We start from the raw sequence: 12,816 nt of genomic DNA, 5'->3' as shown, positions 1-12,816 counted from the left end.
ATGTCTTGTGACTAAGGGCTGTCAGTAAAACTGTGCTGAAAGCGCTCCGATGGAGCAAAGGTTGGAGGTACCACCCGGAATCGAACCGGGGTACACGGATTTGCAATCCGGTGCGTCACCACTCCGCCATGGTACCGCCGTGGTGGACGCCCTCTTAACGAGAGGGAATGCATCTCGCAAGTAAGATTTGTCATAGATTGCATCAAAATGCTTTTGACTGGAACTTATACGGAAATCCGCCATTGCGCGGAGTAAGTGCTACGGTCTATAGCGTGAAAGCGAAATGACAGCGCCGAGTTGGCTGTCTAATTTATGAGGATATTATGTTCGACTTCGCCAAAGCGCGTGACCATATGGTTGAAAGCCAAATTCGGACCAGTGATGTCACTGAACCTGCCATTTTAAAGGCCTTTCGGACAACTTCCCGTGAACGATTTATGCCAAAATCTCAGATGGCGCTGGCTTATGGGGATGCACATGTCGCCATAGATCAAGATCGTGTTATGTTACGCCCACGTGATTTTGCTAAATTGGTCGATGCGGCTGATATTCGTCCTTCTGATATTGTTCTCGATATAGCCTGTGGTCGGGGCTATTCTACGGCGATTATGGCCCGTCTTGCCGATACGGTTGTCGGTTTGGAGACATCCGACGAAGCTGTTGATAAAGCGACAGACCTTTTAGTGAAAGAAGGCATTAACAATGCCGCTGTCGTTAAAGGCGATTTGAAAGTTGGCGCATCTGAACACGGCCCTTTCAATGTTATATTTGTAAATGGCGCTGTCAGCGAAGTCCCTAAAACTTGGTTGTCTCAACTGGCGAATAAAGGCCGTTTGGTTTGCATTATTCAAAATGGGCCAATCGGGCAGGCTACGGTTTATACAAAATCTGGCAACGCCGTTGGTGAACGCGTCGTTTTTGATTCGAGTGCTCCAATTTTAGCCGGATTTACCCCTGAACCCAGTTTCGTGTTTTAGAGACGGCAGTCTTGTAAAGGCTTCGTCATTGAACGCTAACAAGAAAGAGCTGATATAGATTTGACCCGTTCGTTTCCAACATTTCTTATGACTGTGTTTGCCAGCAGTCTTTGCGGGCTCGGGTTTTCGTCTTTGGCACAGGCTGAAACGCTCTCTGAAACGCTGGCGTCGGTTTATAATAAGAATCCGCAACTCTTAGCGGCCCGCGCGCAATTACGTGAAGTGGACGAATCCTATATTCAAGCGAGAGCCCAAGGCCGTTTTACCATAGATGCCAGCGGGCAATATAGCCGTACAGTTTTAGATGGCCCTGACACAGGTTCGGCTCAAAGTGTTGGCTTGACTCCGCCCTCTCCAGCCACTGCGGATAACCGATTTTATTATGCCCCGTCACAGGGACAAGTTCAGATTATCCAACCAATTTATCAGGGCGGACGGGTGAAAGCGCTAAAGGCGCAGGCAAAATCGGGTATTCTTGCGCAACGTGAGATTTTGCGCGCAACAGAAAATCAGCTTTTTCTCGCGGCGGCGAATGCTTATTTAGATGTCCAACTAGCAGATGAGACAGCTCGAATTCGGCGTAATAATATTCGCGTTCTGGATCGCCAATTATCTGCAGCAAATGAACGTTTCGATGTGGGGCAGGGAACCCGCACAGATATAGCGCAATCTGAGTCGCGATTAGCCGCAGCTGAAGCCGGATTGGCGCAGGCCGATGCAGACCTTCAGATTGCGAGAGCGGCCTATAAGCGTCTTGTGGGACGAATGCCGATAGATTTACAGCCAGCCCCTGTTTTCAAAACGCCGGCGACTGTTGATGAGGCTATGCGATTGGCTCGAGAGAATAACCCTGAGCTTTTTGCGGCCTATTTTAATGAAGAGGCTGGAGAGTCAGCTATTGACGCCGCAAAAGCGGCTGGCCGCCCGACAGTTTCACTAAATGGCAGTGTCGCCGCACAACGCGGTCAGTTGTTAGGTTTTGAGGAAGCAGAAACGGCGTCTTTAACCGCGAATATTACGATACCGATATTTTCAGGCGGTTTGAATAGTTCTCGTGTGAGGCAGGCTAAACATGCCAAAACGAGATTATCCTTTGAGGCGCGAGATAGAGAACGCGAAATTGATGAGCGGGTTATGCAGGCTTGGGCCCGCCGCCAAGCCGCAGAGGCTAGCTTATTGGCCTCAGAAAAACAGGTCAGCTCTGCTGAGATAGCGTTTCAGGGTGTGAGCCTTGAACAAGAGGTTGGCACCCGCACACAATTAGATGTCTTGGACGCTGAACAAGAGCTTTTAAATGCAAAACTGGCTTTGATAAACGCGGAACGTAATCTGAATAGCGCGCAATTTTTGCTTCTGGCCACAATAGGGGTTTTTGATGCTGATGGTATTCAATTGGCTGTTGATAATCTTTATGATCCCAAGGCAAATTTCGAAACTATACGCGATGATGGTTTGTCGCGATTTGTTGATAAGGCTATCGTTAAACCCGTAACCTCATGGGCTCAGGATGTTGATGACGTCATTTCTGTGAGCCCAAAAAGCGATGAAGCTGAGGCTTCGGGGCTTGGTTCTGACGCTATGGATGAAAGCGCTCTGGATAAATAAGGCGAGATGACAGCAAATTGAGCGTTAAATTTTCTTCGTTTCAAACGATTAATTGTATAAGAAAAAAACTTCCCCCCAGAATTGATTGAACCTCTGGCTAGACAACCATTACGGCTTGTCTTAACCCTATTTTAAAGAAGTGCATCTGGGGAGATCACTTTATAGCACTTTGTAAAAAGTGGGCGTTGAACAATTAGGGATACTATGTCTGAGCCGACAGCAGAATCAGAACAAGTACAGCAGGGCGATGAACCGAGCATGGAAGACATATTGGCTTCCATCCGTAAAATCATCGCGGACGATGAGCAAGTGATGGACATTGCGCCTCCACAGCCATTGGGTGAGGCTAGCACCGTAAATGAGGACGCAGGGTTTTCCCTTTCCCAGAACCTTGAAGGTGAGTTAACGGCAAATACGGGAGTGGACTCAAATCTCCAATCTCGAAATCTGGATGAAGACAGTGTTTTCAAAGGGTTACTAGATGGTGATGATGCGGAATTGTCAGGGGATGCCCTATCAAGTTCTGAGGCGAGTGTTGTCGATTTAGATATTGATGCCCTATTGGGCGGCGCCGATTTCCAACCCTCTTCTGTTGATATTCCTATGCTGAGTGAAGACGATTTTGTCTCGGACAGCCTGTCAGGTGGCCTTGAAATAGACGCCTTAGAAATGCCTGAAATGGATGAAAATGCTGATTTATCTGTCTCTGAGGAAAACGAAGCGGCTATATCAAGTTTCTTGAATGATGATGCCGCATTTCAGCCTCTAAACGCTGAAACAGAGACCGTGAAAGCGAATGAAACTCTCTCAAGAGACAGTCAAAACGATTCTATTTTTAACGAATCAAATATAGAAATTGAATCAAATTTCGCGGCTGAGGATGAAAGTGAGGATAGTTTATTCGCCGAACTTGAATCCATAATTTCGAACGAAGCCTTAGAAATGCCTGATATGGATGCGGCTCCGCAGTCTGTAGAAAGCGATTTAACCGATCATTTGATAGAGCCGGTCACGGACCGTACGGCTAAGAAAGGTTTCTTGGCGGCAGGGCTTGCGGGTTTAGGAATCGGCAAAGCAAAGTCAGCCACGAAAGAGGTCACTGAATCTGTTCAAAGTGACATCAAAGAAAACTTGGTCTTAAACGGGCAGGCTGACAATACGCCTGAGCGAGAGGTTTCAGATTTTGAATCCATGTTGAATCGTTTGATTGACGATAAGGGTGATTCCGTAGAGCCAACTATTATCGAGACAAAAGTTGAGAGCGACACAGAAGCGCTAATCGACTCTTCTGAGTTTGACGACATTGATCTCAATTTGGCTGGCCCCGGATTAAACACAGATGATGAAGATATGGATTTGGTAAAGTCGCTGATGGCGGACTTAACAGAGCCGGAAGTTACATCTGAAAATGTGGTGAGTGATATTGCGCCAGAGACCGTTCAACTGACTGAATTAGACTCAGTTGAGGCTCTCTCTAGCGGCTCTGAAGTCGTGGCATCTGATTTAGGCGATTCAGAGACTGATAATCAAAATGCCGATAGCACAGAGGCCGATATAAATATCATGGACGAAATCCTTGATATGAGCCTAGAGGATGAAATCATTGATCACCCTGCTGATACCATTGACGGTGATGCAGATGTGACCGGTGATTTAGAAGACATTGAGGCGATGTTGGAAATTCCCACGCCCGAACAAACTATACCAGATTTCACAGCAGAAGACATTGCTGCCCATGAGCTGGAAAATATCAAAGAGAATGCGAGCGAACCAAACGCTCTTACTTTGTCTGAGATTGCAGCATCTGCCGAGAGTGACGCCGAAGCGCTTGAATCTAACTCTCAGGAAATTGGTGATGTTGATGGCGTTTTAGGCATAGTGAGCTTGGGCGCGGCTGCCGCAGGGGCGGGGGCCGTGATGTCTACACTTCAGGCGCAGGAAGCTGATATTGAGGCGCTAGAAGAAATTTCAGAAGAAGAAACCATCGATTTAGAGGTTCCGCTTGAATCAGAGAGTGCGACCAAGATAGATAATAAAAAGGAGACTGCAGATATGGCTAGAGCCGCAGCAAAATCAGACGCAATTTTAGATGATGTAACGGAAACAGCCACGGCTGATGCATTTGCATCACTCAATCAACTTGTCGAGGAGCAAGCGATAACGGCGGAACGCGGCGATCGTATCGGTGATTTGGTTATGGAGGCCTTGCGTCCAATGCTGAAAGAATGGCTCGATTCAAATCTGAAAGGCATCGTTGAACGTGCCGTAACAAAAGAAGTGAAAAGAATTGCTTCAGGTAAGTAATTGAATTTCGCTTGGGTCTATTCAGACCTCTGGAATTATAAACCCTGCGCTTTTTAAGTGTGGGGTTTTTTTATCTCTGTTATTCGCGCTTTATTGAAGGTTTTCTTTTGCTTCTGAATAGGCGATACCGCCCCCAATACGGACTTTTGTTAAAAGCACCAGATACAGAGAATAAGAATGCTCGAGAGTAAATTTGATCCAAAAGAAGCCGAAAAACGGCTTTACAAAATGTGGGAAGACAGCGGAGCGTTTAAACCGCGTGCGGCTAAAGAGACAGATACAAAAGACGATAATTTTTCTATCGTGATCCCGCCGCCCAATGTGACGGGCAGCCTGCATATGGGCCATGCGGTCAATAATACCATTCAGGATATTCTTGTTCGATATAATCGAATGAAAGGGAAGGCTGTATTATGGCAGCCGGGTACAGACCATGCAGGCATCGCCACGCAAATGGTCGTCGAGCGTAAACTCGCCGCAGAAGGCAAGGCGCGCAAAGATATGACCCGTGAAGAGTTTCTGGGGCATGTTTGGAATTGGAAGGCAGAAAGCGGCGGCAACATCAATCAACAGTTACGCCGATTAGGGTCTTCTTGTGATTGGTCGCGTGAAAAATTCACGCTCGGCAATCCTGATGATGAGACTGACAAGATGGCTGAAGCCGTGACCAAAGCCTTTGTCGAAATGTATGAGGCAGGATTAATTTACCGCGATAAGCGTCTGGTAAACTGGGACCCACATTTCCAGACTGCGATTTCTGATTTAGAAGTCGAGAACATCGAAAAAGACGGCCATTTTTGGCATTTCAAATATCCGCTCGAAGGCGGCGAAACCTATACCTATGTTGAAAAAGACGAAGACGGAAATATCACGCTGACCGAAGAACGTGACTATATTTCCATCGCGACGACACGCCCAGAAACCATGCTTGGCGATGGAGCCGTGGCGGTTCACCCTGATGATGAACGCTATGCCCCGATTGTCGGGAAAATGGTGCGCTTACCGCTGGCGAACCGATTAATCCCAATTATTACGGATGAATATCCTGATATGGATTTTGGGTCTGGCGCCGTGAAAATTACGGGCGCGCATGATTTTAATGATTACGAAGTCGCCAAGCGCAATGACATCCCGATGTACAGTCTGATGGACGAGAAAGGCGCGATGTGCGCCTCTGAAATCATGCCCGAAAAATATGTCGGCATGGATAGATTCAAAGCGCGCAAAGCCGTCGTTGCCGATATTGATGCCGAAGGTCTACTTATTAAAATCGAAGATAAGAAAATCATGCAGCCCTATGGCGATCGCTCTGGCGTTGTGATTGAACCGATGTTGACGGATCAATGGTTCGTCGCGGCGGATAAATTGGCCGAGCAAGCCATGGCAAAAGTGGACGATGGTTCCACAAAGTTCATCCCTGAAAACTGGAAGAAAACCTATGACCATTGGATGAAAGAAATACAGCCTTGGTGTATTTCGCGGCAATTATGGTGGGGACATCAAATTCCTGCTTGGTATATTCCTTCTTATGGGAATGTGGTTCATCAGGGCGAAGTTCATAATCTGCCGAGCAATATAATTGTAGCTTCAAATAAAAAAGATGCGGTCAAAGCTGCTCTCAACCATTTTTCAATTCTTGGAGACATCCAAGAAAATATAGATCCAGTTAATTACGATGAAAATTCGAATGATTACGGTTCAGAAGATTTCTTAATAGAGATTATTAGAGATGGTCAAGTTTCTGCAAGCATAGAAGTAAAGAGGGACCCAGACGTTCTCGACACATGGTTCTCTTCTGGGCTTTGGCCGTTTTCGACTCTCGGCTGGCCTGAAAACACCGAAGAATTAGAGCGGTTTTATCCTACCTCTGTCCTCGTCACCGCCTTTGATATTATCTTTTTCTGGGTGGCGCGCATGATGATGCAGGGTTTGCATTTCATGAAAGACGAAGACGGAAACGGCGTCGTTCCATTCAATGATGTTTATATCCACGCGCTTGTTTTGGACGAGCAAGGGAAGAAGATGTCGAAATCTATCGGCAATACGCTAGACCCGCTTGATTTGATTGACGGGGTGAGCGCCGATGATTTGGTTGAAAAACGCACTCGCGGATTGAAAAACCCTGAAAAGGCCCCGCAAATTGCCAAGGCTACACGCAAGCAATATCCGGATGGGTTTGAGGCTTATGGCGCGGATGCGCTACGTTTTACTCTGGCTTCGATGGCTGGGCAGGGGCGTAATATTCGTCTGTCTGTGGATCGTATCGCAGGATATCGAAATTTTGGTACCAAGCTCTGGTCTGCGGCCAATTTTGGGCAAATGAATCAATGTCGCCCAAATAATGATTATGACGTGACCAAAGCCATTATCCCAATCAACCAATGGATTGTTTCGGAAACGGCAAAAACTGCGCAAGAGGTCTCGCGTTGTATTGAGGCTTACCGTTTTAATGACGCTGCTGATGCGGTTTATAAATTTGCGTGGGATACGTTCTGTTCTTGGTATTTAGAGCTGACCAAGCCGCTCTTATCTGGAGCAGAAGGCACGGCAAAAGAGGAAACTCAGGCTGTTTTCGCCTGGGTTTTGGATCAGATATTGAAACTCTTGCATCCTTTTATGCCATTTATCACCGAAGAGATTTGGTTGAAAATCGATACAAGCCGCGACGATAATTTGATTGTGACGGCATGGCCTGAATTGGATGACACCTATATCAAACCACAGTCCATAGAAGAGATTGAGTGGCTGCAAACTCTTATCACGAATATTCGTTCGGTTCGGGCTGACATGAATATCCCGCCCGCAAAGAAAGCCGCGCTTCTTATGCTTGCTAAAGATTTGGATCCACGTCTTGCTTATTATGCGCCGCAGCTCTCGCCTATGGCACGAGTTGATAAGGTCGAAACGGCCGAGGCAGCGCCGCAAGGGGCATTGCAAACCGTCGTTGACGGCGTGACTTATGCGATACCGCTAGAGGGCCTTATCGATTTGGAGGCCGAACGCAAACGCTTGTCCAAAGAGATTGAAAAGGCCCAAGCGGAAATTGACAAAATCGATAAGAAGCTAAGCAATCCTGCCTTTACGGATAAAGCGCCTGAAAAAGTGGTGCAGCTCCAGAAAGACCGCCGGGCTGATTACGCGTCTGAGATTGAAAAACTACAAGAAGCTATAAGCGGGCTTGGGTAATGCAGCCCTCAGATTTCAATATCGGCCATCCCGAATTGAAAGGATTTGAGGCGCATTACGACAAAGAGGTTTTGCCGTATTTGCAAGCTCAAGAAGCTGTTCGTCTGGACGCTATCTTGAAAACAAAAATACTCAGCGCCATCATTGTGGTGCTGAGCATTCTCGCGACGTTTCTAGTTTTCAGATTAAGCTCTAACCCAAAATTCAATATTCTTCCGATGTTTCTTGGAGCTGCCGCAATAATGGCGGTCTATGCATATTTAACAGCGAGTGTTCGCTCCGCTACGAAAGAGAAAATCGTCGGAGCAATTTGCGGTTATGTAGGATGGACATTTGTATCTAAGGTTAAAATTCCGCCCGATTTGACGATATGGTCTACGTTGAGACTACTGCCAAAGGTGGATTCGTTCCTAAGTAATCGCCGCGCCTCTTTTGAGGATCATATTTTTGGTGCGGCCCATGGGACAGAATTTGAATCGATAGAGTTTCATATAGAGGAGCGGTCAGATAAAAAGTGGCGTACGTTGATGCGGGGGCAAATGATGTCACTTACATTCCCGCAGCGGTTTTTAGGCACAACCGTTGTATTGCGGGATAAAAAAATATTTCAGTCAAAAACAATTGCAAATATGAAACGGGTTGGCCTCGTTGACCCTGTATTTGAAGATATTTTTGAGGCCTATGGTACGGACCAAGTTGAGGCGCGATATCTATTGACGCCCACTTTTATGCAAAGGCTTGTAGATTTGGAAAAGTCAGTATCTGGGAAAAATATCCGCTTTGGGTTTTGCGAAGGTCGTCTCTTAATTATCGTCGAAACGCCAAATCAATTTGAAGCAGGATCTATGTTTTCAACGCTTTTGTCGACAGAGCGGACTCAAAAAATCTTGGATGAAATTGCGGCTGTTTTCCATCTCGTGGACGGAGTCATGAAACCGCTACCCCGCCATCAATAAGGCTTTAAAGATTACATGTTAAACCGCTTTATGACGGTTTTTTCAACGCGCAACCCCCAAGACTTACAATCACTTCGTATGAAGAGTTATAATCTGTTGGGCTGGCGATATCGTGCTAAATCTATGCCGCCGCCTGTATTACCGCTACTCAGCGCGACGGGTATGCTCCGCAGTTCGAGCGGTTATTTTCAATGTAATGGGCATATTATAGGGAAGGGTTTTCGCGATCTCCCCTTTGAGATGCTTGAAATAGCAGCGCGTGAAACTAGCGAAAGCTATAAACACTCTGGCTTTGTTGGAATATTGATAAGTGTAGATCACTTTACAGGTTTTATGGGCCGTACGGTTGTCTTGCGTGATGCAGGCGTTTTAAATCCGAAAACCCTCCAAGATATGTCACGCTTACGTCTGGTGGATTCTGGCTTTGAACGCCTATTTGAGGTCTATGCCGATGACCAAGTCGAAGGCCGCAGTTTGATGACGCCAGATTTCATGGAACGCTTGATCAGTTTTAATACGTTGGCGGTGTTTGAGGGATTGCAAATCGTCTTTTTGGGAAACCGAATGCATGCGCTCTTGCCGCTTGGTAAAAATGTGCAATTTGGTTCTGATCGTCACGAGATAAGTGCGCAGGATGCAAAAAAGTCGATTACGCGGGAAATGAAATTGGTCTTTGGTTTACTGGCCGATATTGATGGTCTTCATGCCTGCGCCCGTGCCAAACCAGAGCGGGAAATAGAGGGTGAACGCAGAGCCTTTTACGAGGCCCGGTTAAGCTTAGTCGAAAAGGCCATTGATACCGCCATAGAATCTGGCGCTATGAAAACGGAGCCCAAACCAGACTTTATGACGGAGACAGGACACGAAATGGTCGATCCTGCCCTGTGGGGTTTATTGCGTCCCCGGATATAGCCTTATAGGTCAAATTCGCCGACGACAGGGACATGGTCAGAGGGCTTTTGCCCCTCACGGACATGTTTATGGATTTCAATACCCTTGGCGCGGTCAGCAGCCTGCGGGGAAAGTAATAAATGATCAATCCGAATGCCCAGATTATTTTGCCACGCACCACCTTGATAATCCCAGAATGTAAATTCTCCGCCGCGATTATCAAATTGCTCGAACATTTCAGTTAATCCAATATATTTCAGGGCGTGAAAAGCATCTAATGTTTCTTGTCTAAATAAGGCATCGCCCCACCACCCTTTGGGATCATGTGTGTCCACACTGCGCGGGATAACATTATAATCACCAGCCAGAATAAGCGGCTCTTCATTTTTCAAGAGGGCTTCTGCGTGGGTCTTAAGCCGCGCCATCCAGTCGAGTTTATATGTATATTTTGGGCTCTTAAGGGGGTCTTCACGGACAGGATTGCCATTCGGAAGGTAAATAGACGCTATACGAACAGGGCCAGTTTTAGCGCTTACCACAACCTCTAAATACCGTGCCTGCTCATCGCTCTCATCACCGGGGAGCCTGGGGTTTACGTCTTCAAAAGGGAGCTTTGAAAGAACGGCCACACCATTATAGCTCTTTTGGCCGTGGGTCACGATGTTGTAACCTAGGGCCTCGATTTCCAGACGAGGGAAGCTGTCATCAACCGTTTTTATCTCTTGTAGACAAGCCACATCGGGATTGGCTGTTTCTAGCCACGCCGTGACCGCGTGCATGCGGGCTTTGATTGAGTTTACATTCCAAGTCGCGATTTTCATAATTGCGTGGTCGGGCAGGGGCGCGTCAGAGTCAAGACAGCTTGCGAGATAAGGCGGGAATAACGCCTCTGGTTTAGGCCGTTTTTAACTGATGCATTCCAGAATAGTTTTTCAGACGTGCCCTAATGCTGTGAATAACAAAGCTTATCGTTAGAGTTAACGCCGTTGAATAGCCAATGAATGGCAAAATGCTCCACTCGTCACGGAACTGCAAAATAACCTGACAAATAGGCCAGTTAACGAGGAGAATGATAAGGGTAAGGTCAGGGCATTTTTCTACCATCTGAAGAAAAGGTGATGTCTTAATTTTTAAGAAAAGTGCAATAAAACAAAGGCTTATCCATGCCATTGTAAGGCTTACCTCTATGATTGAAGTCCAAGGTAATAAATAATTCACCGCCGCAATGCCAACAAATAGAGGGGGCAATATCCATAGTTTGGCCCCAAAACTTGATAGTTCAGTACGATAAAGCCATGCTGACATACCGATAAGGAAGGCATAGCAGAGACGTAAGCCTGTTAGTGGGGTGGCAAGGGCGTTCAAACTTTTCACGCTTATAACATAGGATGCCATCAGATAAGCCAACACGGCCATGATTGTGATTATAAGAACGAATTTTTTACGGCGCATAATTTCAAATCGTCCTGCAAGGCTTACCCCGATATGAAGGATGACCCCATAACGTAATGTCCAGAGTCCACCTTGCACCAGACACATGTAACGCGCGTCATCAAACAATCCCTCTAGGGGGACACCAGGATCAACACAGGACACCGTAAGGGCAAGATATTTTGCCAATGCGGACATGACTTGTGTGGCGCTGCCGTCGAAGGTCCCGAATAGTGGGATGAGGATGACAAGGGTCAGAATAGTTATAACGGCTAATAATGGGATGTTTCGCCAAAAACGCGATGATAGATAAGCAAGACCGGTTCGGCCATTCTCTACACTCCGCATGGCCAAAAGCCCTGAGATGAAAAATAAGAGCTGAATTCCGAACCAACTGGGGTCATATCCAAAGACATTGAATATCTCCGCATAGCTTGGGCCCTGTGGCATTGTAGAGGCATACCCCACCGTAATGAGAAGCACGACAAAAAGGCGAACAGCATTTAGCCGGCTAAGTAAATTCAGCGCGCTTTTGTCCGATTTTATATCCGACTGCATAGTCATTCCTCTAAATTCCAGTTTGTGTCTAAACCAAAAACGAAAAAATATTGTTACTAAACAACACGGTGGTGCCCTTACGGCGTGAAATGAGGGCCTATGCATTGAAATGAACATAATGTTGTGTATATACAACATTATGATTTATAATCGTATCAAAACATTGCGAACTGAAAGGCAGCTCTCAAGAAAAGAGCTTGCAGAGGCTGTGGGAGTCAACTTTCAGACCATCGGTTATTTAGAACGTGGAGATTATAACGCGTCTTTGGAGCTAGCTTTTAAGCTCGCGGAGTTTTTTGAAGTTCCGATTGATATGGCTTTCAGCCCACGTCCGTTCAAAACAATGGCAGAGCAATTAGCTGCCCAAAGACAAAATCGTTAGGAGAAGATGATGGCAGGTTTAATTCGAAAAAATTGCGCCCCAAATGACTATGCATTGACCCCCAAGGCGCTGAATCGATTGCGGCTCTTTACGGCTATTGCCTTGATAGGCTTTCCTTCCTTTTGCATCATTGAAATGTTGGGCCTCTTAGATAGCACTCCAAAGGCGATTCACTTATTCATCACCACACTTCTATTGATGTCGGCTATACCTTTATCCAGCGATCGCATTTTCTATAGGCTTTCACATCTGCATTGCAGATTGGATGAACGCGAAAGAGGGACAGTCATCAAGGCCAAGGCATTTTCTTATAAAATCATCCTCATAGGTTTTGCTCTGACGGCCGCGTTGAGTGTTTTAGCACTGTGGGTAAGCGGGGCCGAGGCAAGGGCGCCTCTCGTTAATCCTGCCACGGCTATTTTGCTGGTCATGAATGTAATGTTTTTTATGGTCTTCTTGCCCATTACGCATATTGCTTGGACCCAAAAGCCGATTTTGGATGAATAATTACCATTTGCCACGGGCG

At 46.5% G+C, this 12,816-nt stretch carries 10 protein-coding genes and 1 tRNA gene; 8 read left to right on the top strand and 3 right to left on the bottom strand.

What is annotated here, in order from left to right:
* Positions 1-62: 62 nt before the first annotated feature.
* A tRNA-Cys gene (locus DES40_RS05330) sits at positions 63-136 on the bottom strand.
* 187 nt (positions 137-323) lie between these two features.
* Between DES40_RS05330 and DES40_RS05325 the strand changes: the two genes are divergently transcribed.
* The 6 genes from DES40_RS05325 (at position 324) to DES40_RS05300 (ending at position 9,940) form a co-directional block, all read left to right on the top strand.
* A complete protein-coding gene (locus DES40_RS05325) occupies positions 324-977 on the top strand; it encodes a protein-L-isoaspartate O-methyltransferase family protein (RefSeq protein WP_121099492.1) in 654 nt (217 codons plus the stop codon).
* A 60-nt stretch (positions 978-1,037) separates the two neighbouring features.
* A complete protein-coding gene (locus DES40_RS05320) occupies positions 1,038-2,582 on the top strand; it encodes a TolC family outer membrane protein (protein ID WP_147405855.1) in 1,545 nt (514 codons plus the stop codon).
* A 204-nt stretch (positions 2,583-2,786) separates the two neighbouring features.
* Positions 2,787-4,886 (top strand): DUF2497 domain-containing protein, encoded by a 2,100-nt coding sequence (locus tag DES40_RS05315; RefSeq protein ID WP_121099490.1) that lies wholly within the window; start codon positions 2,787-2,789, stop codon positions 4,884-4,886.
* Between the two features lie 177 nt (positions 4,887-5,063).
* Positions 5,064-8,072 (top strand): valine--tRNA ligase, encoded by a 3,009-nt coding sequence (locus tag DES40_RS05310; protein ID WP_121099489.1) that lies wholly within the window; start codon positions 5,064-5,066, stop codon positions 8,070-8,072.
* Complete coding sequence (locus DES40_RS05305) at positions 8,072-9,028, top strand: DUF3137 domain-containing protein (protein WP_121099488.1); 957 nt, start codon at positions 8,072-8,074, stop codon at positions 9,026-9,028. The genes DES40_RS05310 and DES40_RS05305 overlap by 1 nt, the downstream gene beginning before the upstream one ends.
* A gap of 30 nt (positions 9,029-9,058) precedes the next feature.
* Positions 9,059-9,940 carry a DUF3137 domain-containing protein gene (locus tag DES40_RS05300; protein WP_233345437.1) on the top strand — a complete coding sequence of 294 codons (882 nt, stop codon included), beginning with the start codon at positions 9,059-9,061 and terminating at the stop codon, positions 9,938-9,940.
* A gap of 2 nt (positions 9,941-9,942) precedes the next feature.
* On the opposite strand, the gene xth is transcribed toward DES40_RS05300, so the two are convergent.
* Both xth and DES40_RS05290 read right to left on the bottom strand, forming a co-directional pair.
* Positions 9,943-10,740: an exodeoxyribonuclease III gene (gene xth, locus DES40_RS05295; protein WP_121099486.1), complete on the bottom strand. Its 798-nt coding sequence runs from the start codon at positions 10,738-10,740 to the stop codon at positions 9,943-9,945.
* Positions 10,741-10,813: 73 nt separating this feature from the next.
* Positions 10,814-11,908 (bottom strand): acyltransferase family protein, encoded by a 1,095-nt coding sequence (locus tag DES40_RS05290; RefSeq protein WP_170144893.1) that lies wholly within the window; start codon positions 11,906-11,908, stop codon positions 10,814-10,816.
* A 139-nt stretch (positions 11,909-12,047) separates the two neighbouring features.
* Here DES40_RS05290 and DES40_RS05285 point away from each other — a divergent pair, with 139 nt between their 5' ends.
* Positions 12,048-12,290, top strand: a complete 243-nt coding sequence (locus tag DES40_RS05285) for a helix-turn-helix transcriptional regulator (protein ID WP_170144892.1) — start codon at positions 12,048-12,050, stop codon at positions 12,288-12,290.
* A 9-nt stretch (positions 12,291-12,299) separates the two neighbouring features.
* Positions 12,300-12,797, top strand: a complete 498-nt coding sequence (locus DES40_RS05280; protein ID WP_121099484.1) for a hypothetical protein — start codon at positions 12,300-12,302, stop codon at positions 12,795-12,797.
* Positions 12,798-12,816: the final 19 nt, after the last annotated feature.

The sequence above is a fragment of the Litorimonas taeanensis genome, from assembly GCF_003634015.1.
GTDB classification, from domain to species: Bacteria; Pseudomonadota; Alphaproteobacteria; order Caulobacterales; family Maricaulaceae; genus Litorimonas; species Litorimonas taeanensis.
Note: the sequence above shows the minus strand (reverse complement) of the source record. Positions and strands in the feature narration are given on the sequence as shown.

What these genes read in the sequence shown, in the direction of transcription:
- DES40_RS05315 (WP_121099490.1), top strand. Translation starts at nt 2,787, where the DNA reads ATGTCTGAGCCGACAGCAGAATCAGAACAAGTACAGCAGGGCGATGAA.
- DES40_RS05285 (WP_170144892.1), top strand. Translation starts at nt 12,048, where the DNA reads ATGATTTATAATCGTATCAAAACATTGCGAACTGAAAGGCAGCTCTCA.
- DES40_RS05290 (WP_170144893.1), bottom strand. Translation starts at nt 11,908, where the DNA reads ATGCAGTCGGATATAAAATCGGACAAAAGCGCGCTGAATTTACTTAGC.
- DES40_RS05325 (WP_121099492.1), top strand. Translation starts at nt 324, where the DNA reads ATGTTCGACTTCGCCAAAGCGCGTGACCATATGGTTGAAAGCCAAATT.
- DES40_RS05280 (WP_121099484.1), top strand. Translation starts at nt 12,300, where the DNA reads ATGGCAGGTTTAATTCGAAAAAATTGCGCCCCAAATGACTATGCATTG.
- xth (WP_121099486.1), bottom strand. Translation starts at nt 10,740, where the DNA reads ATGAAAATCGCGACTTGGAATGTAAACTCAATCAAAGCCCGCATGCAC.
- DES40_RS05305 (WP_121099488.1), top strand. Translation starts at nt 8,072, where the DNA reads ATGCAGCCCTCAGATTTCAATATCGGCCATCCCGAATTGAAAGGATTT.
- DES40_RS05310 (WP_121099489.1), top strand. Translation starts at nt 5,064, where the DNA reads ATGCTCGAGAGTAAATTTGATCCAAAAGAAGCCGAAAAACGGCTTTAC.
- DES40_RS05300 (WP_233345437.1), top strand. Translation starts at nt 9,059, where the DNA reads ATGACGGTTTTTTCAACGCGCAACCCCCAAGACTTACAATCACTTCGT.